Origin of the sequence: Kitasatospora paranensis (assembly GCF_039544005.1) — a bacterium.
In the GTDB taxonomy this organism is placed as follows: Bacteria; Actinomycetota; Actinomycetes; order Streptomycetales; family Streptomycetaceae; genus Kitasatospora; species Kitasatospora paranensis.
Genome location: NZ_BAABKV010000001.1, coordinates 5,654,213 through 5,678,511, shown reverse-complemented (window position 1 = coordinate 5,678,511; position 24,299 = coordinate 5,654,213). Strand labels below are relative to the sequence as shown.

The 24,299-nt window shown below is 68.4% G+C and carries 7 protein-coding genes, 3 rRNA genes and 5 pseudogenes; 2 read left to right on the top strand and 13 right to left on the bottom strand.

The annotated features are described in order from the left end of the window. Positions 1-241: 241 nt before the first annotated feature. Positions 242-4,780, bottom strand: a complete 4,539-nt coding sequence (locus ABEB13_RS27140; RefSeq protein ID WP_425559973.1) for a HAMP domain-containing protein — start codon at positions 4,778-4,780, stop codon at positions 242-244. A 495-nt stretch (positions 4,781-5,275) separates the two neighbouring features. On the opposite strand from ABEB13_RS27140, the pseudogene ABEB13_RS27135 reads away from it, so the two are divergent. Together ABEB13_RS27135 and ABEB13_RS27130 are read left to right on the top strand one after the other, a co-directional pair. Next, positions 5,276-7,836: pseudogene (locus ABEB13_RS27135) on the top strand (SpoIIE family protein phosphatase). A 374-nt stretch (positions 7,837-8,210) separates the two neighbouring features. Beyond that, on the top strand, positions 8,211-8,774 hold the full coding sequence (locus tag ABEB13_RS27130) for an acetate uptake transporter (protein WP_345707544.1): 564 nt from the start codon (positions 8,211-8,213) through the stop codon (positions 8,772-8,774). Positions 8,775-8,897: 123 nt separating this feature from the next. Here the strand turns inward: ABEB13_RS27130 and ABEB13_RS27125 are convergent, their stop codons facing one another. The 12 genes and pseudogenes from ABEB13_RS27125 to ABEB13_RS27070 form a co-directional block, all read right to left on the bottom strand. Next, positions 8,898-9,752: a phosphatase PAP2 family protein gene (locus ABEB13_RS27125; RefSeq protein ID WP_345707543.1), complete on the bottom strand. Its 855-nt coding sequence runs from the start codon at positions 9,750-9,752 to the stop codon at positions 8,898-8,900. A 114-nt stretch (positions 9,753-9,866) separates the two neighbouring features. Continuing rightward, a 5S ribosomal RNA gene (gene rrf / locus ABEB13_RS27120) occupies positions 9,867-9,982 on the bottom strand. Positions 9,983-10,071: 89 nt separating this feature from the next. Next, a 23S ribosomal RNA gene (locus tag ABEB13_RS27115) occupies positions 10,072-13,176 on the bottom strand. Positions 13,177-13,451: 275 nt separating this feature from the next. After that, a 16S ribosomal RNA gene (locus tag ABEB13_RS27110) occupies positions 13,452-14,973 on the bottom strand. Together the 16S, 23S and 5S rRNA genes form the textbook arrangement of a ribosomal RNA operon. A 632-nt stretch (positions 14,974-15,605) precedes the next feature. Then, a complete protein-coding gene (locus ABEB13_RS27105; protein ID WP_100888348.1) occupies positions 15,606-17,144 on the bottom strand; it encodes a CoA-acylating methylmalonate-semialdehyde dehydrogenase in 1,539 nt (512 codons plus the stop codon). 171 nt (positions 17,145-17,315) lie between these two features. Next, a complete protein-coding gene (locus ABEB13_RS27100) occupies positions 17,316-18,008 on the bottom strand; it encodes a hypothetical protein (protein ID WP_345707542.1) in 693 nt (230 codons plus the stop codon). Positions 18,009-18,048: 40 nt separating this feature from the next. After that, entirely contained in the window at positions 18,049-18,477 is a 429-nt protein-coding gene (locus ABEB13_RS27095; RefSeq protein WP_345707541.1) for a hypothetical protein, read from the bottom strand. Between the two features lie 159 nt (positions 18,478-18,636). Further along, positions 18,637-20,030, bottom strand: a pseudogene (locus ABEB13_RS27090) (NAD(P)/FAD-dependent oxidoreductase). 67 nt (positions 20,031-20,097) lie between these two features. Further along, positions 20,098-20,901 carry an ABC transporter permease gene (locus tag ABEB13_RS27085; RefSeq protein ID WP_345707540.1) on the bottom strand — a complete coding sequence of 268 codons (804 nt, stop codon included), beginning with the start codon at positions 20,899-20,901 and terminating at the stop codon, positions 20,098-20,100. Next, a pseudogene (locus tag ABEB13_RS27080) lies at positions 20,901-21,832 on the bottom strand (ABC transporter permease). Before ABEB13_RS27080 ends, ABEB13_RS27085 begins: the two are co-directional and overlap by 1 nt. Further along, positions 21,829-22,973, bottom strand: a pseudogene (locus ABEB13_RS27075) (ABC transporter ATP-binding protein). The pseudogenes ABEB13_RS27080 and ABEB13_RS27075 overlap by 4 nt, the downstream one beginning before the upstream one ends. 44 nt (positions 22,974-23,017) lie before the next feature. After that, a pseudogene (locus ABEB13_RS27070) lies at positions 23,018-24,270 on the bottom strand (ABC transporter substrate-binding protein). Positions 24,271-24,299: the final 29 nt, after the last annotated feature.

Genomic DNA, 24,299 nt, shown 5'->3' with positions numbered 1-24,299 from the left:
TTGCCTGCCAAGGGTCGGCACGCGCGTGCCACCCACTACTGCCCCGGTCATGCTAGCCGTACCCCCTTGCCCGCCACATCGATCCCGGCGACCGGGCCCGCCGTCGCCGTCGCGGCGCGGGGGCGGCCGCCCGGGAAGGCCGGACACCGTGTCACCGGCCGGTCACCGATCGCAACGATTGCGGCACCCTATCCGGTTCCCGGTCGGCGCCGCCAGTGCGGGCCGGCAGGCACCGTGGCGGCTATCCGACCGGCAGCCACTGGCGCATCACCGCCAGCAGATGGTCGGCCTCGACCGGCTTGGTGACGTGATCGGTCGCACCGGCCTCCAGGCTCTTCTCCTTGTCGCCCTTCATCGCCTTCGCGGTCAGCGCGATGATCGGCAGACCGGAGAACTGCGGCATCCGCCGGATCGCCTCGGTGGTCGCGTAGCCGTCCATCTCCGGCATCATGATGTCCATCAGGACGAGTGCGACGTCCTCGTGCTGTTCCAGCACCTCGATGCCCTCGCGGCCGTTCTCCGCGTACAGCACCGTCAGCCCGTACTGCTCCAGGACACTGGTGAGCGCGAAGACGTTGCGGATGTCGTCGTCCACGATCAGCACCCGCTGCCCCTCGAAGCGGCCCTGGAACTGGGCGGGGGCGCCGGGCCGGTCCGCCGGCTCGACGGGCTGCCGCGGGAACTGCTCCTGGCCGGCCGGCGCGGGGTGCACGGCCGGGACGCGGGCCGTCTCCTGGGCCGCGGCCCGGCGGCGCTCGGCGGCGCCGCGGCGGCGCTCCTCGGCCAGCTCGCGGACCTCCTGGGCCCAGTGCTCGGCCGGGTTCTCGCCGACCGGCACCGGCAGGCCGGCCGGGGTCACGCCGACGGCGGCGCGGACGGACGCCCCGGCCGACCGGTCGGCGGCGTCCGGCGCCTCGCTGCGCAGCGGCAGGTACAGGGTGAAGGCCGAACCGCTGCCCAGCTCGCTCTCGGCGTGGATCTCGCCGCCCAGCAGGCGGGCGATCTCCCGGCTGATGGACAGGCCGAGACCGGTGCCGCCGTACTTGCGGCTGGTGCCGCCGTCGGCCTGCCGGAACGGCTCGAAGATCTCCCGGAGCTTGTTGCCCGGGATCCCGATGCCGGTGTCGGAGACCGAGAAGGCGATCAGCTCCTCGTCCGGGTCCTCGATCGCGTCGGCCTCCAGCAGCTGCTCGCGGACGTGCTGCGGGACCTCCCCGTTGGCGACCGGCCGGATCAGCAGGTCGACCGCGCCGGCGTCGGTGAACTTCACCGCGTTGGACAGCAGGTTGCGCAGCACCTGCTGGAGCCGCTGCTCGTCGGTGTGCAGGGTGACCGGCAGGTCGGGCGAGACCCGGACGGCGAAGTCCAGGCTCTTGTCCGCGGCCAGCGGCCGGAACGCGGCCTCGACGTAGTCGACCAGCTGGACGAGGGCGATCTTCGCCGGGCGGACGTCCATCTTGCCCGCCTCGACCTTCGAGAGGTCGAGGATGTCGTTGATCAGCTGGAGCAGGTCGGAGCCGGCGCCGTGGATCGTCTCGGCGAACTCGACCTGCTTGGGCGAGAGGTTGCCCTCGTTGTTGTCGGAGAGCAGCTTCGCCAGGATCAGCAGCGAGTTGAGCGGGGTGCGCAGCTCGTGCGACATGTTGGCCAGGAACTCGCTCTTGTAGCGGGAGGCGAGGGCGAGCTGTTCGGCGCGCTCCTCCAGGATCTGCCGGGCCTCCTCGATCTCGCTGTTCTTGATCTCGATGTCGCGGTTCTGCTGGGCGAGCTGCTCGGCCTTCTCCTGGAGCTCCTCGTTGGTGCGCTCCAGCTCCTCCTGGCGCGCCTCCAGCTCGGCCGACCGCATGGAGAGCTCGGCGGTGAGGCGCTGCGACTCCAGCAGCAGGCCCTCGGTCTTGGTGTTGACGCTGATGGTGTTGACGGTGACACCGATCAGGTCGGCGATCTGGTTGAGGAAGTCCAGCGCGACCGCCGTGAACGAGCTGAAGGTGGCCAGCTCGATCACGCCGAGCAGCCGGCCCTCGAAGAGCACCGGGAGCACCACCACGTGGGCCGGCGAGGCCTCGCCGAGGCCGGAGGAGATCTTCAGGTAGCCGGGCGGGGTCTGGCTGACCACGATCGAGCGGCGCTCCACCGCGGCCTGCCCGACCAGGCCCTCGCCGGGCCGGAAGGTGGTGGGCATCGAGCGCCGCTGGTAGCCGTAGCTGCCGATCAGGCGCAGCACGGTGTCGTTCTCGTCGTCGTCCTCGGTGACGAGCTCGGCCGTGCGGCCGGTCGGCTGGGCCAGGAAGAAGGCGCCGTGCTGGGCGGAGACCACCGGGGTGAGCTCCGTCATGATCATCGCGGCGACCGCCTCCAGGTCGCGGCGGCCCTGCAGCAGACCCGACATCCGGGCCAGGTTGGTCTTCAGCCAGTCCTGGTCCTTGTTGGTGCGGGTGGTCTCGCGCAGGTTCGCGATCATCTGGTTGATGTTGTCCTTGAGCTCGTCGAGCTCACCGGACGCGTCCACGTCGATCCGCGGCGAGAGGTCGCCGCGGGTCACCGCAGTGGCGACCTGAGCGATCGCGCGCACCTGCCGGGTCAGGTTGTTGGCCAGCTCGTTCACCGACTCGGTGAGGTTCTGCCAGGTGCCGGCCACGCCGGCCACCCGGGCCTGGCCGCCGAGCCGGCCGTCGGTGCCCACCTCGCGGGCGACGCGGGTGACCTCGTCGGCGAACGCGCCGAGCTGGTCGACCATGGTGTTGATGCTGGTCTTGAGCTCCAGGATCTCGCCGCGCGCGTCCACGTCGATCTTCTGCGACAGGTCACCGCGGGCGACCGCCGTGATGACCAGGGCGATGTTGCGGACCTGGCCGGTCAGGTTGTTCGCCATCAGGTTGACGTTGTCGGTCAGGTCCTTCCAGATCCCGGCGACGCCGGGGACGGAGGCCTGGCCGCCCAGGGTGCCGTCGGTGCCGACCTCGCGGGCCACCCGGGTCACCTCGACGGCGAACGCCGACAGCTGGTCGACCATGGTGTTCAGGGTGCTGGCGAGCGCCTTGACCTCGCCCTGCGCCTCGATGGTGATCTTCTTGGAGAGGTCGCCGCGGGCCACCGCCGAGGCGACCTCGGCGATGTTGCGGACCTGGCTGGTCAGGTTGGACGCCATGAAGTTCACGTTGTCGGTCAGGTCCCGCCAGATGCCGGAGACGCCCCGCACCCGGGCCTGGCCGCCCAGGATGCCCTCCGTCCCGACCTCGCGGGCCACCCGGGTCACCTCGTCCGCGAACGCCGACAGCTGGTCGACCATCGTGTTGACGGTGGTGACCAGCTCGCGGATCTCGCCCTTGGCGTCGACGGTGATCTTCTTCGAGACGTCGCCGCGGGCCACCGCGGTGGTCACCTCGGCGATGTTGCGCACCTGGCTGGTCAGGTTGTTCGCCATCAGGTTGACGCTGTTGGTGAGGTCCTTCCACGTCCCCGAGACGCCCGGGACGCTCGCCTGGCCGCCGAGGATGCCCTCGGTGCCGACGTCCCTCGCCACCCGGGTCACCTCGTCGGCGAACGCGCCGAGCTGGTCGACCATCGTGTTGATGGTGTTCTTCAGCTCCAGGATCTCGCCCCGGGCGTCGACCTGGATCTTCTGCGACAGGTCGCCCTTGGCGACCGCCGTGGTCACCTGGGCGATGTTCCGCACCTGACTGGTCAGGTTGTTCGCCATCGAGTTGACGTTCTCGGTGAGGTCCTTCCAGACCCCGGCCACCCCCGGCACCTGCGCCTGACCGCCCAGGATGCCCTCGGTGCCCACCGCGCGGGCCACCCGGGTCACCTGCTCGGCGAACCCGGAGAGCTGGTCGACCATCGTGTTGATGGTGTTCTTCAGCTCCAGGATCTCGCCCCGGGCGTCGACCTCGATCTTGCGCGACAGGTCGCCCTTGGCGACCGCCGTGGTCACCTCGGCGATGTTCCGCACCTGCGCCGTCAGGTTGTTCGCCATGAAGTTCACCGAGTCGGTGAGGTCGCGCCACACCCCGGCCACGCCCGGCACCTGCGCCTGACCGCCGAGGCGGCCCTCGGTGCCCACGTCACGGGCGACCGTGGTCACCTGCGCCGCGAACGAGTTCAGCTGGTCCACCATCGTGTTGACGGTGTTCTTCAGCTCCAGCATCTCGCCGGCCACGTCCACCGTGACCTTGCGCGACAGGTCGCCCTTGGCGACCGCCGTGGTCACCTCCGCGATGTTGCGCACCTGCGCCGTCAGCCGCCCGGCCATCGTGTTGACCGAGTCCGCGAGGTCTTTCCAGCTGCCCGAGACGCTGCGCACCCGCGCCTGCCCGCCGAGCTTGCCGTCGGTGCCCACCTCGATGGCCACCCGGGTCACCTCGTCGGTGAACTCCGACAGCTGGTCGACCAGGCCGTTGACGGTGCGGCCGACCTTCAGGAACTCGCCGCGCAACGGGTAGCTCGCCCCGTTGGTGTGCAGCGAGCGCAGCTCCATCCGCTGGTCGAGGTCGCCCTCCGCGATCGAGCCGAGCACCCGGCCCACCTCGGCCATCGGCCGCGCCAGGTCGTCGATCAGCGCGTTGCAGTTGTCGACCGCCGCCATCCAGGCGCCCTCGCCGGCCGCCGTCTCCAGCCGCTCGGAGAGCCGCCCCTCCCGGCCGACCGCACGCCGCACCCTGGCCAGCTCACCGGTCAGGTGCTGATTGCGCTCGGCGACCTCGTTGAAGACCGCGGCGATCTCCGCCAGCGGCCCGTCCCCGGGGAACGTCAGCCGGCGCCGGAAGTTGCCGTCGCGCATCGCGGTCAGCGCACCCAACAGCTTGCGGAGGTCGGCCGCCTCGGCCCCACGGGGGTGCTGCACCCGCCGGGGGCGTTGCGGGCCTGCGGGGCCGACCGGCCGCCCGAGCGGGTCGCGTCCCCGGTCGTACCGGTGGCGTCCTTGGTGGCCGAACTCAACGGGACCCTCCCACATCGTGGCTGTCCGGTACCGGTTCAGTACCGCTCGGGAGCGGCTCGGCGGCCGCGTCGGCCACCGGCGCCGCCTCGACCGTACTGCGCCGGCCGGGTGCTGCGGACCCCCAGTCTGTCAGCACACCCGCCCGGTGTCCGTCCGCTTGCGCAGGGTTCACGGCACCCGCACCGAATCCGGTGGGCAGAATCACCCCCTGGGATCTGTTTGGACTCCCCGGGCCCGCGGGGTACCCAGTGGAAAGTAGGGTGGAACGCTGCACCGGGCCCGGTACAGCCGGTAAGGCCCACCGAGAGCCGGACCAACGCAGAGGAGACGTGGCACGTGGTCACCGCGCGCGCAGCCGCCACCTTCGAACCGGTCGACCGGTCGGCCGCCTCAGCGCGCGCCTTCGTCCGCGACGCCCTGCTCGGCTGGGGGCTGCCCGAGGTCGTGGACGACGCCGTCGTCCTGGTGAGCGAACTCGTCACCAACGCCGTGGTGCACGCCGGGACCGCCGCCGAGGTCGGCTGCATCCGCGAGGAGGAGACCGTCCGGATCGAGGTCACCGACCGCCACCCCGAACGCGGCCTGCCGGCCTTCGCCAACGTCCCCACCGCCTCCGACCGGTACGCCGACCCGGACGGCGAGGGCGGCCGCGGCCTGCTCATGTGCTCCGCCCTGTCCTCCTGTTGGGGCGTGGAGTACGCCGCCGGCCGCAAGACCGTCTGGTTCCGCCTCGCCCTGCCCGAGCACGTCCTCGGCACCCGCTACGCCGTCCCGAGCCTGCCCGGCACCGAACTCCCGGGCACCGACGGCCCGGTACGGGTCGCCGTCGTCGAACTCGACGACGACGGCCTCGTCCGGGGCTGGAACACCGACGCCGAGGCCCTCCTCGGCCACCCCGCCGACCGGGTGCTCGGCCGCCCCTGGGCCGACCTCGCCGCCTGGCCGCAGTCCGCCGGCATCGGCCTCGGCCTCGCCGAGACGCTCCGGCTGGCCCGCTGGGAGGGCAGCTTCGGCATCCGCACCGCGGACGGCCCCACCGCAGAGGTCTACGGCGTCCAGGTCCGGCTGCGCAACGCCGAGGGCACCCCGTCCACCCTCTGCCTGCTCGTCCGCGAGGCCGACCGCGCCGTACTGCGCACCCCCGGCCCCGGCGGCGAGACCCCGACCACCGCCGAACCGCTCGACCTGCTCATCGGCCCGGTCACCAACGGCGACGTCGGCGACCTCGACGGGCTGCTCCAGCGGATCGTCGACCGGGCCCGCGACCTGCTCGACGCCGACGCCGCCTACCTGCTGCTCACCACCGACGACGAGACCGAGTTCGAAGTCCGCGCCGCCACCGGCCTGAGCGCCGCCGGCCGCCGCTACGCCCGGCTGCCGATCGACGCCGGCGCCGGCCGCTACGACTCCGCCCGGCTGCCCGCCGTCCACGAGGACCTCGCCCTGCGCCCGGCCACCGTGCCCCTGCTGGACGGCAGCTCGCTGCGCTCGCTGATCACCGTTCCGCTCAAGGTCGAAGGCAGGCTGACCGGCTCCTCGGGGTGGCCGCGGCCGCCCCCGGCCGCTACGACAACGAGGACGCGCTGCGCCTCCAGTTCGCCGCCGACCGGATCGCCCTCGCCCTGGAGAGCGCCCGGCTCACCGAGCTGGAGCAGCTGCGCCGCGGCTCGCTCTCCTTCCTCGTCGAGGCCTCCGACCTGCTGGCCGGCACCCTGGAGCACGAGCAGACCCTCGCCCTGATGGCCCAGATGGCCGTCCCCACCCTGGCCTCCTGGTGTGCCGTCTACACCACCGGCGAACAGGGCGGCGGCGCCGGTCTCGCCTTCGTCCTGCACGAGGACGAGGACCGCATCGACCCGCTGCGCGACCTGCTCGACAAGCTGCCGGCGCCGGACGCCGCCCGCGCGCCGGGGGTGCGCTTCTGGCGCGCCCCCACCGACACCGCCCACGCCCAGGGACTCACCGACGGCCCCGCGCTCCACGGGGTGCTGGGCGAGACCGTGGTGCTGCCGCTGGCCGCCCGCAACCGGGTGATCGGCCTGCTCGTGCTCGGCGTCGCCACCGGGGTCAGATTCCGCCAGGAGATCCTCGAACTCGCCGAGGACCTGTCGCGCCGGGCCGCCCTCGCACTCGACAACTCGCGGCTCTACTCGGAGCGCACCGCGACCAGCCAGGCCTTCCAACGTGCCCTGCTGCCTCCCGAGTTGCCCAAGATCCCGGGCGTCGAGGTGGAGGTCTTCTACCAGGCGGCGGGCGAGGGCAACGAGGTCGGCGGCGACTTCTACGACCTCTTCCCGATCCGCGAGGGCACCTACGGCTTCGCCATCGGCGACGTCTGCGGCACCGGCCCCGAGGCCGCCTCCGTCACCGGCCTGGCCCGCCACTCCCTGCGGCTCCTCGCCCGCGAAGGCCTGGACGCCCCGCAGGTGCTGACCCGGCTCAACGCCGCCATCCTCGACGAGGGCGCCCGCAGCCGCTTCCTCACCCTGCTGTACGGCGAGTTGACGCCCAGGCCGGACGGCTCCACGGTGCTCTCCATGGTCTGCGCCGGCCACCCGCTGCCGCTGCGGCTGCGGACGGACGGCCAGGTCGACCAGGCCGCTTCGCCACAACCGCTGCTCGGCGTCATGGACGAACTGGACCTGGTCGCCGAGGAGTTGGTGCTCGCCCCCGGCGAGGTACTGCTCTGTGTCACCGACGGCGTGACCGAACGGCGCGAGGGCAGCAGGATGCTGGGCGACGACGGACTCGCCGACGTCCTCACCGGCTGCACCGGGCTGACCGCCGGAGCGGTCGCCGCCCGCGTCCAGCGCGCCGTCGAGCGGTTCGCCCCCGAGCCGCCGTCCGACGACATGGCGATCCTGACCCTGAGGGTGCCGCAGCAGCGCACCTCCTGACCGCACCTTCTGACCGCACGTCAGGAATGCACCCCTGAACGTTCACTCCCGTTCAGCGTGTGGTCAGTCATCGCCACCCGACAGCTGACGACTGTACAAATTGTGAGATTCACAAGGGTACAAGGCGTTCTGGCCGGGTACACAGACTTCACCGGGGATCCCCCGGAGGGGCACTCGACCAGCGGCCCACCGCTGGTTCCTCACCTGCCGGCACGCCGCCCGCACGCACCGCCCGTGCGCCCACGGCCCGGCTTCGCGCAACCACTCCACCGCACCTGTGTGCACCTTCACCGCGCCGCGGCACCACCATGCCCGGAGCGGCCCCCACGGACCTTCACCGCCGTCATCCCGGCACCCAGTGAAAGGAGCCTCCGGTGAGCAACGAAGCTACCGGGGCGAACGCCCGACCCGCAGGAGCCGACGCGGGTCCTCTCGGATACCTGGCCCTCGGACTGACCCTTCTGGCGTACGGCCTGCTCTCCACCGGCATCCTCAGCGGTGCCGGCGTCAAGGACGCCGCCTCGCTCGCCCACCTGCTCGGCGGGCTCGCCCTGTTCATCGCCGGCCTCTGGCAGCTCCGCGGCGGCGACCGCTTCGCCGGCACCGCCTTCACCAGCCTCGGTGCCTTCTGGGCGACCTGGTCGGCTGCCGGCGGCGCGGGCAAGAACGCCGCAGGCCTGTTCCTGCTGCTGTGGGCGCTGCTGGCGCTCACCCTGACCGCGGCGAGCTGGGGCGGCGGCGGCCTGCTGGGCCGGGCCGTCTACGGCCTGCTCACGGTCTCCCTGGTGCTCAGCGCCATCGCCACCTTCGGCAGCAGCGACGGCCTCGCCAAGGTCGCCGGCTGGGTCGCCGCCGTCGCCGGGCTGGCGGCCTGGTACGCGGCCACCCTGTCCCTCACCAACGGCACCGTCGGACGGCTCTCGCTGCCGCTGAAGTAACCCTCCGAGAACGGGTGGGCCGGACCTCTCCCCCACGGGGCCCGGCCCATCGGCCTGTCCGGACACCCGTTCCCGCCACGTTCCGCTTCGAGCCCCTCTCCGCCGGGCCGCGACCGGCAGCAGTCAGCGCCTCGCGGAGGAACGCTCCCGTTCGGCCGCAGCGGCGGCCACGGGGGCGTTCCGCCGTCCGGGCAGCGGGGTGGGGGCCCAGCCGTTCCACGCGTACTGCACCAGGTAGGCGACCAGCAGCAGCCCGACCGCGACCACGCCGTCCGCCCAGAAGTGGTTGGCGGTGACCACCACCACGAAGACCGTGACCAGCGGATGCAGCAGCACCAGCCACCGCCACGGCGAGTCCCACACCCGGATCACCGCCACCGCGACGATGACGCACCAGGCCACGTGGACGGACGGCATCGCCGAGAGCTGGTCCGGAACCACCCCGCCGACCGCCCCGCCGTACACCGACTGGCCGTACTGCACGGCCACGTCCACGAAGCCGGCCTCGGGGAGCATCCGGGGCGGCGCCACCGGCAGGAACTGGACGACCAGGCAGGCCGCCGTCGTCAGCACCACGGTGGTCCGCAGCCAGGCGTAGTAGGGCCGGTGCCGGACGAAGACCCAGAGCAGCAGCACGAGCATCACGCCGAAGTGCATCGTGGCGTAGTAGTAGTTGCTCGCCGTCATCAGCCAGTGGTGCGGCAGCACGGCGCGCTGCCAGGCGACCTCGTCCGGCAGTCCGAGCGTCCGCTCCGTCCGATGGATCCAGGTCGCGCGGTCCAGTGCGTGGTCCGTGCTCATCACGGAGAGGTGTCCCACCAGCTGCCAGAGCGCGAACAGCCCCAGCAGCGCACCCGCCTCCCGCATCACCGCCGAGACACCGGGCCGACGGCCGCCGCGACCGACCGCGTACGCGGACGCCAGCAGCACCACGGAGGCGGTGCCGGCCGTCTGCCACGTAAGGGTCAGGTTCTGCATTGGCGAAGAGTAACGCCTGACCGGGCCGTCCGCCTCTGCCGATCGCCCTGTGAACGGGCCCGGGAATGCAGAAAGCCCCTCCAGGCGTGGCCTGGAGGGGCTTTCAGAATGATTGTTCGGCGGCGTCCTACTCTCCCACAGGGTCCCCCTGCAGTACCATCGGCGCTACGAGGCTTAGCTTCCGGGTTCGGAATGTGACCGGGCGTTTCCCTCGTGCTATGACCACCGAAACTCTATGAAACTGTCGCCGCCGACACACCCGAAAAAGAATCGGGGTCGGGGTCGTTGTTTCAGAACAACACAGTGGACGCGAGCAACTGAGGACAAGCCCTCGGCCTATTAGTACCGGTCAACTCCACCCATTACTGGGCTTCCATATCCGGCCTATCAACCCAGTCGTCTACTGGGAGCCTTACCCTCTCAAGGAGGTGGGAGTGCTCATCTCGAAGCAGGCTTCCCGCTTAGATGCTTTCAGCGGTTATCCCTCCCGAACGTAGCCAACCAGCCATGCCCTTGGCAGGACAACTGGCACACCAGAGGTTCGTCCGTCCCGGTCCTCTCGTACTAGGGACAGCCCTTCTCAACACTCCTACGCGCACAGCGGATAGGGACCGAACTGTCTCACGACGTTCTAAACCCAGCTCGCGTACCGCTTTAATGGGCGAACAGCCCAACCCTTGGGACCTACTCCAGCCCCAGGATGCGACGAGCCGACATCGAGGTGCCAAACCATCCCGTCGATATGGACTCTTGGGGAAGATCAGCCTGTTATCCCCGGGGTACCTTTTATCCGTTGAGCGACGGCGCTTCCACAAGCCACCGCCGGATCACTAGTCCCTACTTTCGTACCTGCTCGACCCGTCAGTCTCACAGTCAAGCTCCCTTGTGCACTTACACTCAACACCTGATTGCCAACCAGGCTGAGGGAACCTTTGGGCGCCTCCGTTACTCTTTAGGAGGCAACCGCCCCAGTTAAACTACCCACCAGACACTGTCCCTGATCCGGATCACGGACCCAGGTTAGACATCCAGCACGACCAGAGTGGTATTTCAACGATGGCTCCACCATGACTGGCGTCACGGCTTCAAAGCCTCCCACCTATCCTACACAAGCCGAACCGAACACCAATATCAAGCTATAGTAAAGGTCCCGGGGTCTTTCCGTCCTGCTGCGCGAAACGAGCATCTTTACTCGTAATGCAATTTCACCGGGCCTGTGGTTGAGACAGTCGAGAAGTCGTTACGCCATTCGTGCAGGTCGGAACTTACCCGACAAGGAATTTCGCTACCTTAGGATGGTTATAGTTACCACCGCCGTTTACTGGCGCTTAAGTTCTCAGCTTCGCCACGACGAATCGTGACTAACCGGTCCCCTTAACGTTCCAGCACCGGGCAGGCGTCAGTCCGTATACATCGCCTTACGGCTTCGCACGGACCTGTGTTTTTAGTAAACAGTCGCTTCTCGCTGGTCTCTGCGGCCAACCCCAGCTCAGACAGTAAATGTCATCACCAGGACTGGCCCCCTTCTCCCGAAGTTACGGGGGCATTTTGCCGAGTTCCTTAACCACAGTTCACCCGAACGCCTCGGTATTCTCTACCTGACCACCTGAGTCGGTTTGGGGTACGGGCCGCCATGAAACTCGCTAGAGGCTTTTCTCGACAGCATAGGATCATCCACTTCACCACAATCGGCTCGGCATCAGGTCTCAGACTATGTGAACGGCGGATTTGCCTACCGTTCGTCCTACACCCTTACCCCGGGACTACCACCGCCCGGGCTGGACTACCTTCCTGCGTCACCCCATCGCTCACCTACTACCCTGTTGGGTCACCGGCTCCACCACGTCCCTTCGTCCGAAGACTCCAGGCCGGCTTCACGGGCTTAGCATCAAGAGGTTCGACGTTGGCGCTTCAAAGCGGGTACGGGAATATCAACCCGTTGTCCATCGACTACGCCTGTCGGCCTCGCCTTAGGTCCCGACTTACCCTGGGCAGATCAGCTTGACCCAGGAACCCTTGGTCAATCGGCGCAAGAGTTTCCCACTCTTGTATCGCTACTCATGCCTGCATTCTCACTCGTGAACCGTCCACAACTGGATTCCTCCGCTGCTTCACCCGGCACACGACGCTCCCCTACCCATCCACAGCGCCGTTGGGCGTATTCTGTGAATGACACGACTTCGGTGGTGTACTTGAGCCCCGCTACATTGTCGGCGCGGAATCACTTGACCAGTGAGCTATTACGCACTCTTTCAAGGGTGGCTGCTTCTAAGCCAACCTCCTGGTTGTCTCTGCGACTCCACATCCTTTTCCACTTAGCACACGCTTAGGGACCTTAGTCGGTGTTCTGGGCTGTTTCCCTCTCGACCATGGAGCTTATCCCCCACAGTCTCACTGCCGTGCTCTCACTTACCGGCATTCGGAGTTTGGCTAAGGTCAGTAACCCGGTGAGGCCCATCGCCTATCCAGTGCTCTACCTCCGGCAAGAAACACACGACGCTGCACCTAAATGCATTTCGGGGAGAACCAGCTATCACGGAGTTTGATTGGCCTTTCACCCCTAACCACAGGTCATCCCCCAGGTTTTCAACCCTGGTGGGTTCGGTCCTCCACACGGTCTTACCCGCGCTTCAACCTGCCCATGGCTAGATCACTCCGCTTCGGGTCTTGGGCATGCAACTCAGACGCCCTATTCGGACTCGCTTTCGCTACGGCTACCCCACACGGGTTAACCTCGCTACACACCGCAAACTCGCAGGCTCATTCTTCAAAAGGCACGCAGTCACAGTCCGAAGACTGCCCCCACGGCTTGTAGGCACACGGTTTCAGGTACTATTTCACTCCGCTCCCGCGGTACTTTTCACCATTCCCTCACGGTACTATCCGCTATCGGTCACCAGGGAATATTTAGGCTTAGCGGGTGGTCCCGCCAGATTCACACGGAATTTCTCGGGCTCCGTGCTACTTGGGAGAAGCTCAAGTGAGCCGCTGATGTTTCGTCTACGGGGGTCTTACCCTCTACGCCGGACCTTTCGCATGTCCTTCGACTACACCAACGGTTTCTGACTCACCCAGCCGCCGGCAGACGACTGAAGAACTTTCCCACGACCCCTCATACGCAACCCCTGCCGGGTCTCACACGTATCAGGTTTAGCCTCATCCGGTTTCGCTCGCCACTACTCCCGGAATCACGGTTGTTTTCTCTTCCTGCGGGTACTGAGATGTTTCACTTCCCCGCGTTCCCTCCACATACCCTATGTGTTCAGGTATGGGTGACAGCCCATGACGACTGCCGGGTTTCCCCATTCGGACACCCCCGGATCAAAGCTCGGTTGACAGCTCCCCGGGGCCTATCGCGGCCTCCCACGTCCTTCATCGGTTCCTGGTGCCAAGGCATCCACCGTGCGCCCTTAAAAACTTGGCCACAGATGCTCGCGTCCACTGTGCAGTTCTCAAACAACGACCAGACACCCACCCTCCACACCGAAAAAGTGCGTCAAGTGAGGCCGGCATCCCAGAGGCGAACGAAAAAATCGTTCCCTCAGGACCCAACAGCGTGCCCGACCCAGGATCATCACCACCCACGTTCCACGCCGAAGCAGTACTAGTGAGAGCTCACACCCTGTGCCGAATAGTCAACGTTCCACCCATGAGCAACCGTGCGAGACATTCGCTCGCAACCGGCCATGTGCTCCTTAGAAAGGAGGTGATCCAGCCGCACCTTCCGGTACGGCTACCTTGTTACGACTTCGTCCCAATCGCTGGTCCCACCTTCGACGGCTCCCTCCCAAGGGTTAGGCCACCGGCTTCGGGTGTTACCGACTTTCGTGACGTGACGGGCGGTGTGTACAAGGCCCGGGAACGTATTCACCGCAGCATGCTGATCTGCGATTACTAGCAACTCCAACTTCATGGGGTCGAGTTGCAGACCCCAATCCGAACTGAGACCGGCTTTTTGGGATTCGCTCCGCCTCGCGGCATCGCAGCCCTTTGTACCGGCCATTGTAGCACGTGTGCAGCCCAAGACATAAGGGGCATGATGATTTGACGTCGTCCCCACCTTCCTCCGAGTTGACCCCGGCAGTCTCCTGTGAGTCCCCATCACCCCGAAAGGCATGCTGGCAACACAGAACAAGGGTTGCGCTCGTTGCGGGACTTAACCCAACATCTCACGACACGAGCTGACGACAACCATGCACCACCTGTACACCGACCACAAGGGGGCGACCATCTCTGGCCGTTTCCGGTGTATGTCAAGCCTTGGTAAGGTTCTTCGCGTTGCGTCGAATTAAGCCACATGCTCCGCTGCTTGTGCGGGCCCCCGTCAATTCCTTTGAGTTTTAGCCTTGCGGCCGTACTCCCCAGGCGGGGAACTTAATGCGTTAGCTGCGGCACCGACGACGTGGAATGTCGCCAACACCTAGTTCCCAACGTTTACGGCGTGGACTACCAGGGTATCTAATCCTGTTCGCTCCCCACGCTTTCGCTCCTCAGCGTCAGTAATGGCCCAGAGATCCGCCTTCGCCACCGGTGTTCCTCCTGATATCTGCGCATTTCACCGCTACACCAGGAATTCCGATCTCCCCTACCACACTCTAGCCTGCCCGTATCGAATGCAGACCCGGGGTTAAGCCCCGGGCTTTCACATCCGACGCGACAGGCCGCCTACGAGCTCTTTACGCCCAATAATTCCGGACAACGCTCGCACCCTACGTATTACCGCGGCTGCTGGCACGTAGTTAGCCGGTGCTTCTTCTGCAGGTACCGTCACTTGCGCTTCTTCCCTGCTGAAAGAGGTTTACAACCCGAAGGCCGTCATCCCTCACGCGGCGTCGCTGCATCAGGCTTTCGCCCATTGTGCAATATTCCCCACTGCTGCCTCCCGTAGGAGTCTGGGCCGTGTCTCAGTCCCAGTGTGGCCGGTCGCCCTCTCAGGCCGGCTACCCGTCGTCGCCTTGGTAGGCCATTACCCCACCAACAAGCTGATAGGCCGCGGGATCATCCTGCACCGCCGGAGCTTTCCACCCACCCCCATGCAGGAGCAGGTCATATCCGGTATTAGACCTCGTTTCCAAGGCTTGTCCCAGAGTGCAGGGCAGATTTCCCACGTGTTACTCACCCGTTCGCCACTGATCCACCCCGAAGGGCTTCACCGTTCGACTTGCATGTGTTAAGCACGCCGCCAGCGTTCGTCCTGAGCCAGGATCAAACTCTCCGTGAATGATTACCCGTAATCGGGTTCACACCCGCGTTGAGCGGCACGGCGGTCACCGGAATGAGGTGAACCCCGCGCACTGCGTCCTCGCTGTGTTTGTTACTTCAAAAGGAATCTCCAACCCCAGAAAATCCGGGGCCGGGGATGTCAACATATCTGGCGTTGACTTTTGGCACGCTGTTGAGTTCTCAAGGAACGGACACTTCCTTCGGACCGCCTTTCAGCGGACCCTCCGGGCGTTTCGCTCTTTCGTGTTCCCAGCTTATCAGATCCGAGCTCGTGCTCTTTCCCGACTTGCTTTCGAACCACTTGCCTTCCGGCGCCTCGCGGCCCCTTCCGACGTTTCAAACCTTAGCCGATCCCCGCCCCGAAAGGCGAATCCGACCGCAATCCATATAAACGCCCACGCCGAATTCGCACAGGGACGCGACAAAACGCGACCCAGCCACGGAACCGGGAAGTGGTGTTTCAAGGGATTGGCCGCTCCGGGACCGTCCGCGCAGATGCGTGTCCGGTGCTCCCAGCCGAGCGACCAGTGAACACTACGCCCAACGCCGGGCGGATGCAAACGACCCGGCCGGCCCCTCGGGGGAAGGGGCCGGCCGGGTGTCGGGGCTGGGCGGATCAGCTGTCGCGGGTCAGCTGTTGGTGGGGAAGCCCAGGTTGATGCCGCCGTGCGAGGGGTCGAGCCAGCGCTGGGTCACGACCTTGCCGCGGGTGAAGAACTGGACGCCGTCGGGGCCGTAGGCATGGGCGTCGCCGAACAGCGAGGCCTTCCAGCCACCGAAGGAGTAGTAAGCGACCGGGACGGGGATCGGCACGTTGATGCCGACCATGCCGACCTCGACCTCGTTCTGGAAGCGCCGGGCGGCACCGCCGTCGTTGGTGAAGATCGCCGTGCCGTTGCCGTACGGGTTGCCGTTGATCAGCTCAAGGCCCTCCTCGTACGTGGCGACACGGACGACCGAGAGGACCGGGCCGAAGATCTCGTCGCTGTAGACGGACATGCCGGGCTGCACGCGGTCGAACAGCGTGGGGCCGAGCCAGAAGCCGTCCGCGGTCGGGGCGCCGTTGACGTCCTCGGCGGAGACCGGGTGCTTGCGGCCGTCCACCACGAGCTCGGCGCCGTCGGCCACGCCGGACTCGACGTAGGACGTCACCTTGTCGCGGTGCTGGCCGGTGACCAGCGGGCCCATCTCGGAATCGCCGTTGCAGCCCGGGCCGACCTTGAGGGTGGCGATCCGGGACTTGATCTTCTCGACCAGCTCGTCGCCGACCGGGTCGACCGCGACGACGACGGAGATCGCCATGCAGCGCTCGCCGGCCGCGCCGAAGCCGGCGTTGATCGCCGCGTCGGCGCTGAGCTCGAGGTCGGCGTCGGGCAGCACCAGCATGTGGTTCTTGGCACCGCCGAGGGCCTGGACGCGCTTGCCGTACCGGGTGCCGGTCTCGTAGACGTAGCGGGCGATCGGGGTGGAGCCGACGAAGCTGACCGACTTGATGTCCGGGTGCTCCAGCAGGCGGTCGACCGCGACCTTGTCGCCGTGCACGACGTTGAAGACGCCGTCCGGGAGGCCGGCCTCCTTCCACAGCTCCGCGAGGAAGTTGGCGGCGGACGGGTCCTTCTCCGAGGGCTTGAGCACCACGGTGTTGCCGGTCGCGATGGCGATCGGGAAGAACCACAGCGGCACCATGGCCGGGAAGTTGAACGGCGAGATGATGGCGACCGGGCCCAGCGCCTGGCGGATCGAGTAGACGTCGATGCCGGTCGAGGCCTGCTCGGTGAAGCCGCCCTTGGCGAGCTGCGGGATGCCGCAGGCGTACTCCACGACCTCCAGGCCGCGGGCCAGCTCGCCCAGCGCGTCCGAGTGCACCTTGCCGTGCTCGGCGACGATGATCGAGGCCAGCTCGTCCTTGCGGGCGTTGAACAGCTCGCGGAAGCGGAACAGCACCTGGGTGCGCTTGGCCACCGAGGCGCGGCGCCAGTCGGTGAACGCCGCCGCAGCGGCCGCGACGGCCTGGTCGACCTCGGTGATCTCGGCGAAGTCGACCTGACCCGCGACCTGTCCGGTGGCCGGGTCGTAGATGTCGCCACGGCGGGGCGCGGCGCCGGCGGTCGCGACGGGGGCGCCGCCGATCCAGTGGGTGACGTGCTTGTACGGGCTGGGCTTGGTCAAGGTCGTCTGCCTCCGAAGTGCCCTACGGCGTCTCGGCCGTCGGTACCTTGTACGGCGCCGCCCGGGTCCGACCGGGCGGCGGGGTCGCGGGACTCCCGCTCTCGCTCTCCAGTCTGCGCAGCCGGGGGCCCCACCTCAACGAGCAGCATGACGGGGAACCGAGATTCACCCTTACAGGTCGTCGGGCTGCTCCGCTTCGACCGCCTCCAGGTACGGGTCGTGGAGTCCGTCGGCGAGTTCCAGGGTCTCCATGAGGTCCAGCCGGAGGTCCTGGGCCCACGCCTGGGCCCAGCCGGAGACGTGTTCGGCCTTCGGATGGAGCAGCCCGGCGGCGGCCTCCAGGCGCTCGGCCAGCACGGTCGTCTGGAAGTCCTCGTCGAGGGCGGCGGCGAGGGCGGTCAGCTCGCCCTCGGTGAAGCGGGCGGTCAGCGCGTGGACGGCGGAGAGGTCCGCGGGCAGCGCCCGGTCGCAGAGCCTCAGCACGGCGAGGGCCGCCGCGTCCGGCAGCGCGACCACCGGGACGGCGGTGCCCGGGAGCAGGACGACGGGGTGGCGCAGGGGTTCCTTGTGCAGCTCGATCGGGTGGGGCGGTCCGGTGAGCCGGAGTCGGCGGGCGGTGCCGGGCTCGATCCGGGCGGGGTGTCCGGCCGTGCGGAACAGCTCGACCAGGCCGGCGGCGATGGCGTCGAGCGGTGGGCCCTCGGCGGCGACGAGCAGCAGGCCGGGGGTGCGGCCGGGGGTGACGGCGAGGCCGTGGGCGGCCAGCGCGTCCGGTCCGGCGAGGGCCAGGCCGTACCGGAGGCAGAGCGGCTGGGCGGTCTCCAGCAGCCGGGTGCGGTCGTCGGTGAGCGCGCTGGCGTTCATGCGTCCAGTCTTGCGCGCGCGGGGCGCCGGCGGGTGCCGCTCAGCCGGGGTGGGCGCCGGACGCGGCGGCGGCGTGGAGGGCGAGTTCCAGCCGGACGGGGTCGACGAGGCGGCCGGAACCGTCGGGGGGCACCAGCCAGCACAGGGTGCCGCTTCGGCCGTCCGGGTGCGGCAGGGCGATCGAGGTGCCGGTGCCGGCCCCACGGACGCCGGTGGCCGTCCAGTGGTCGGCGGTGCCGGGCGGGACGAGGAAGCCGAGGCGGTCGGCGGCGCGGTCGGCGAGGACGGGGCCGTGGTCGGCCATCCGGGCAAGGACGGCGAGGGCGGGTCGGGCGAGCGGGCCGGGGACGAGCAGGACGTCCCAGAGGCGGCCGGCGGGGAGCAGCGCGGCCTGGGTGTCGTCCCAGGCGTCCCGGCAGGCCTGCGGGTCGGGTGCGGCGGCGGTGAGCCAGTCGAGGGCGGTGCGCATGCAGTCCTCTCCGGTGTGGGTCCTTCCCACGGGGAGACGCCGGAGCGGGCCGGTTCTTACACGCGTCCGGGTCACCAATGCCGGGCGGGCGGCGGCGGTGCGCCGTGGGGCGCGCCGGGCCGGTGGCCGGTGCGCCCCGCGGCGGTGCGGGCGGCGGGGTCAGCTGTCGAAGCCGAGGCCGAGGCGGTCGAGGGTGCGCAGCCAGAGGTTGCGGCGCCCGCCGTTGTGGTCGGCGCGGTCGAGGGACCAGCGGGTGAGTTCGATGCCGGCCCAGCGGACGGGCTCGGGCGGGAACGGCAGCGGCTTCTTGCGGACTATCTCCAGTTCGGTGCGCTCGGTGCGCTCGCCGGCGAGCAGGTCGAGCATCACCTCGGCGCCGAAGCGGGTGGCGCCGACGCCGAGGCCGGTGTAGCCGGCGGCGTAGGCGACCCGGCCGCGGTGGGCGGTGTCGAAGAAGGCGGAGAAGCGGGTGCAGGTGTCGATGGCGCCGCCCCAGGCGTGGGTGAAGCGGAGGCCTTCCAGCTGCGGGAAGGTCTCGAAGAACTGGCGGGCGAGGGTGTGGAAGGTCTGGTGGCGCTGGTCGTGCTCGGTCCGGACCTTGCCGCCGTAGTGGTAGACGGCGTCGTAGCCGCCCCAGAGGATGCGGTTGTCGGCGGAGAGCCGGAAGTAGTGGAACTGGTTGGCGCTGTCGCCGAGCCCCTGGCGGCCCTTCCAGCCGATGGCGGCGAGCTGCTCGGCGTTGAGGGGTTCGGTCATCAGGGCGTAGTCGTACACCGGGACGATGTACGGGCGGACGCGCTTGACCAGGGAGGGGAAGACGTTGGTGCCGAGGGCGACCTTGCGGGCCTGGACGCGGCCGTAGGGGGTGCGGACTGCCATGCCGGTGCCGGATTCGGCGAGGTCGAGGGCCTTGGTGCGTTCGAAGATCCGGACGCCCTGGGCGAGGCATGCGGCCTTGAGGCCCCAGGCGAGCTTGGCCGGGTGGAGCATGGCGACGCCGTCGCGGTCCCAGATCCCGCCGAGGAAGGTGGGCGAGTCGACCTCGCGGCGCAGTTCGTCGGCGTCGAGGACGGTGATGTCGAATCCGTGCCGGGTGATGGCCTCGGCGATCTCGTGGAGTTCGTCGAGCTGGTGGGGCTCGGTGGCGACGTCGATCTCGCCGGTGCGCTCCCACTCGCAGTCGATGCCGTGGCGCTGGAGGGCGCTCTCCATGGCGGTGAGGTTTTCCTGGCCGAGCTGCTCCAGGCGGGTGAGTTCGCCGGGCCAGCGCTGGAGTCCGTTGCCGAAGCCGTGGGTGAGGCTGGCGGCACAGAATCCGCCGTTGCGCCCGGAGGCCGCCCAGCCCACCTCGGCCCCCTCGACGAGGACGACGTCGAGGAGGGGTCGCGCTCCTTGGCGATGAGCGCGGTCCACAGGCCGGAGTAGCCGCCGCCGACCACCAGCAGGTCGCAGGTGGTGTCGCCGACGAGGGCGGGCAGGGCTTCGGGCCTGCCCGGGTCCTCCAGCCAGAACGGGGTGGGTCGGACGTCACTGAGCGCACGGGCGGAGTCCATGCCGTATCAGCCGCTTTCTGGTTCGTGGAACGGTGTCAGTAGAACGGGGAGGTGGCGTAGAGGGTCATCAGGCGCGGGCCTTCCGGCGGTTGCCTATCCACTGGCCGGCGACCGTGAGGACGACGGCGGCGGCGAACATGGTGGTGCCGATGACGTTGACCTGGACGGGGATGCCGCGCTGGGAGGCGCCCCAGACGAACATCGGGAAGGTGACGGTGGTCGGGCCCGAGTTGAACTGGGTGATGATGAAGTCGTCGAAGGAGAGCGCGAACGACAGCAGCGCGCCGGCGGCGATGCCGGGGGCGGCGAGCGGCAGGGTGATCTTCAGGAAGGTCTGGACGGGGGTGGCGTAGAGGTCCTGGGCGGCCTGCTCCAGCCGGGGGTCCATGCTCATCACGCGGGCCTTGACGGCGGTCACCACGAAGCTGAGGCAGAACATGATGTGCGCGATCAGGATGGTGACGAAGCCGAACGGGATCCGCATGTTGAGGAAGAGCGTGCCGAGCGAGGCGGCCATGACGACCTCGGGCATGGCCATCGGCAGGAAGATCAGCGCGGTGGTCGCGGACCGGCCGCGGAAGCGGTGCCGGGCGAGCGCGAAGGCGACCATGGTGCCGAGGACGGTGGCGCCGAGCGTGGCCAGCAGGGCGATCTGCAGGCTGAGGCCGAGCGAGCCGCACATGTCGGCGACGCCGCAGGGATCCGTCCAGGCGTCGGTGGAGAACTTCGACCACTCGTAGTTGAACTTGCCCTCGGGCTTGTTGAACGAGAAGGCGAGGACGACCAGGTTGGGCAGGATCAGGTAGCCGAGGGCGAGGACACCCGCGAGGGTGACCAGGTTGCGGCGGAACCAGTGGGACACGGTGCTCATCAGACCAGCTCCTCCGTTCCGGCCTTGCGCATGTAGACCGTCACCATGCCCAGGATCAGGGCCATCAGGATGAAGCTCAACGCGGCGGCCGTCGGGTAGGCCAGCACGTTGAGGAACTGCTTCTGGATGCCGTTGCCGACCATCTGCTCGTTGGGCGAGCCCAGCAGCTGGGCGTTGATGTAGTCGCCGGACGCCGGGATGAAGGTGAGCAGCGTGCCGGCGACGACGCCGGGCAGGGAGATCGGGAAGGTCACCTTGCGGAAGGTGGTGAAGGGGCGGGCGTAGAGGTCGCCGGCGGCCTCGTGCAGCCGGGGTCGATCCGCTCCAGCGAGGTGTAGAGCGGAAGGATCATGAACGGCAGGAAGTTGTAGGTGAGGCCGCAGACCACCGCCAGCGGGGTGGCGAGCACGCGTTGGCCGCTGGTGAGGCCGAGGGCGTCGGTGAGGGTGAGGACGTGCAGGGTGTTGAGCGCGCCGACCACCGGGCCGCCGTCCGACAGGATCGTCTTCCAGGCGAGGGTGCGGATCAGGAAGCTGGTGAAGAACGGGGCGATCACCAGGATCAGGATGACGTTGCGCCAGCGCTTGCTCGCCTTGAAGGCGATCGTGTACGCGAGCGGGTAGCCGACGGTCAGGCAGAGCACGGTGGCGATGGCCGCGTACGCGAAGGAGCGGACGAAGTGCCACTTGTACTCGGTGAAGGCGTCCCAGTAGGTGGCGAAGTGCCAGGTGACGCGGAAGCCCTGTTCGAGGGAGCCGGTCTGCAGCGAGGTGGAGGCCTGGTAGATCATCGGCACCGCGAAGAAGACCACCAGCCAGGCGATGCCGGGCAGCAGCAGCCAGTACGGGGTGAACCGGCGTCGGGTGGGCCGGGCGGCCGGTGCGGCGGCGGCAGCCTCGGCGGCCGGCCCGGCCTCGGTGGTGACGGTCACGCGTCCTCCTCCGCGGTGCCGGCGTCGATCGCCTGGGCGGCGTCCATGCCGAAGGAGTGGGCGGGGTTCCAGTGCAGCATGACGGGGGCGCCGGCGGTGATCCGGCCGTCGCGCTCCATGTTCTGCTCGAACACGGCGAGGTCCTGGCCGGTCGAGGTGCGCACGACGTACTGGGTGGAGACGCCGATGAAGCTGGAGTCGACCACGGTGCCGTCGATCCGGTTGCGGCCCTCGGGGGCGGCGGCGGAGGCGTGCGCGATGGTGATCTTCTCCGGGCGGACGCCGAGGTAGACCTTGGTGGCGTCGGTGGCGCAGCGGGCGCGCGGGACGGCGAGGCGGGTGCCGCCGGCGTCGAGCAGCAGGTCGTCGCCGGAGCGGCCGGTGACCTCGGCGGGGATGAGGTTGGACTGGCCGAGGAAGTTCGCGACGAAGGTGGAGGCGGGGTTCTCGTACAGGTCGGCGGGGGCGCCGAGCTGTTCGATGCGTCCGGCGTTCATCACCGCGATGGTGTCGGCCATGGTCATGGCCTCCTCCTGGTCGTGGGTGACGTGGACGAACGTGATGCCGACCTCGGTCTGGATGCGCTTGAGCTCCAGCTGCATCTGGCGGCGCAGCTTGAGGTCGAGGGCGCCGAGGGGCTCGTCGAGGAGCAGGACCTGCGGGGTGTTGATGAGGGCGCGGGCGACGGCGACGCGCTGCTGCTGGCCGCCGGAGAGCTGGTGGGGCTTGCGGCGGGCGAGCGGGCCGAGCTCGACGAGCTCCAGCATCGACTCGACCTGCTTCTTGACGTCCTTCTTGCCGCGGCGGCGCAGGCCGAAGGCGACGTTCTCGTAGATGTCGAGGTGCGGGAAGAGGGCGTAGCTCTGGAAGACGGTGTTGACCGGCCGCTTGTAGGGGGCAGGGCGGTGACGTCCTGGCCGCCGATGAGCACGGTGCCGGAGGTGGGCTCCTCCAGGCCGGCGATCATGCGCAGAGTGGTGGTCTTGCCGCAGCCGGAGGCGCCGAGCAGGGCGAAGAACGAGCCCTGCGGGACGGTCAGGTCGAGGGGGTGGACGGCGGTGGAGGTGCCGTAGGTCTTGCTGATGCCGGTGAGGCGGACATCGCCGCCGGTGGACGCGGTGTCGGGCGCCTGGTCAGTCATGGCGTGGGGTCTCTCGGTCCGGGGGCCGTCAGGTCGGGGTGCGCTCAGGCGCCGATCAGCTTGGAGAACTTCTCCTCGAAGTCGCTCTCCTCGGCCTCGGTGAGGGAGCGGAAGGTGTGCACCTTGGCCGCCATCTCCGGGGTCGGTATGACGAGGGGGTTCGCGGCGGCCTCGGGGTCGAGCTTGGCGAGCTCCTGCTGGGCTCCGGTGACCGGGGAGACGTAGCTGATGCCGGCGGTCAGCTCGGCGGCGACCTTCGGCTGGTAGTAGAAGTTGATCAGCCGTTCGGCGTTCTTCTTGTGCTGCGCCTTGGCCGGGATCAGCATGTTGTCGGTCGACGCGACGTAGCCCGCCTCGGGGATGACGAACTCGATGTCGGGGTTGTCGGCCTTGAGCTGGATGAGGTCCCCGCCCCAGGCGAGGCAGGCCGCGATGTCGCCGGAGGAGAGCTCCTGGCCGTAGTCGTTGCCGGTGAACTTGCGGATCTGCTGCGAGTCGACGCCCTTCTGGAGCCGGGCGATCGCCGCGCTGTAGTCGTCCGCGGTGAATTTCGCCGGGTCCTTGCCCATGTCGAGCAGGGTCATGCCGATGGTGTCGCGCATCTCCGACAGGAAGGTCACCCGGCCCTTGAGGTCGGGGTCGTCGAGCAGCTGGGAGACGCTGGTGACGGCCTTCCCCTTGGTGGCCTTCTTGTTGTAGGCGACGACGACCTGGATGCCCGCCCACGGGTAGGAGTAGAGCCGGCCCGGGTCCCAGTCGGGGGCGCGGAAGCGGGCTTCCAGGTTGGTGATCGCGTCGATGATGTTCGACTGGTCGAGCTTCTGGATCCAGCCGAGGCGGATGAGCCGGGCGACCATCCAGTCGGTGAGGACCATCAGGTCGCGGCCGGTGTCCTGGCCGGCGGCGAGCTGCGGCTTGACCTTGCCGAAGAACTCGACGTTGTCGTTGATGTCCTCGATGTACTTGACCTTGATGCCGGTGGCCGCGGTGAACTCGTCGAGCGAGGCGTGCTTCTGCGGGTCCTTGTCGTCGACGTCGATGTAGAGCGGCCAGTTGGAGAAGTTGACCACCTTGTCGGTGTCGGACTTGTCGTTGGCCGCGTCGGCGGACGGGTTCGCGTCGGCGCTGCCCTTCGCCGGGGGATGCCGCAGGCGGCGAGGGTGGACGCACCGGCGGTGAGCGCACCGGCGCGCAGCAGCGTCCGGCGGCTGAGTGCGGCCCGGCCGCTGGTCAGGCTGCGTTCCCAGGCCTTGCGGACCGGTTCCGGCATGCCGTCGGTGATCTCGTGGAGCTCCATGCGGGGACACCCTCCGGGGGAAGAGAGGC

Coding starts and splice junctions, on each gene's coding strand:
- ABEB13_RS27140 (WP_425559973.1), bottom strand. CDS start 4,780: ATGCGCGACGGCAACTTCCGGCGCCGGCTGACGTTCCCCGGGGACGGG.
- ABEB13_RS27125 (WP_345707543.1), bottom strand. CDS start 9,752: ATGCAGAACCTGACCCTTACGTGGCAGACGGCCGGCACCGCCTCCGTG.
- ABEB13_RS27100 (WP_345707542.1), bottom strand. CDS start 18,008: ATGAACGCCAGCGCGCTCACCGACGACCGCACCCGGCTGCTGGAGACC.
- ABEB13_RS27095 (WP_345707541.1), bottom strand. CDS start 18,477: ATGCGCACCGCCCTCGACTGGCTCACCGCCGCCGCACCCGACCCGCAG.
- ABEB13_RS27085 (WP_345707540.1), bottom strand. CDS start 20,901: ATGAGCACCGTGTCCCACTGGTTCCGCCGCAACCTGGTCACCCTCGCG.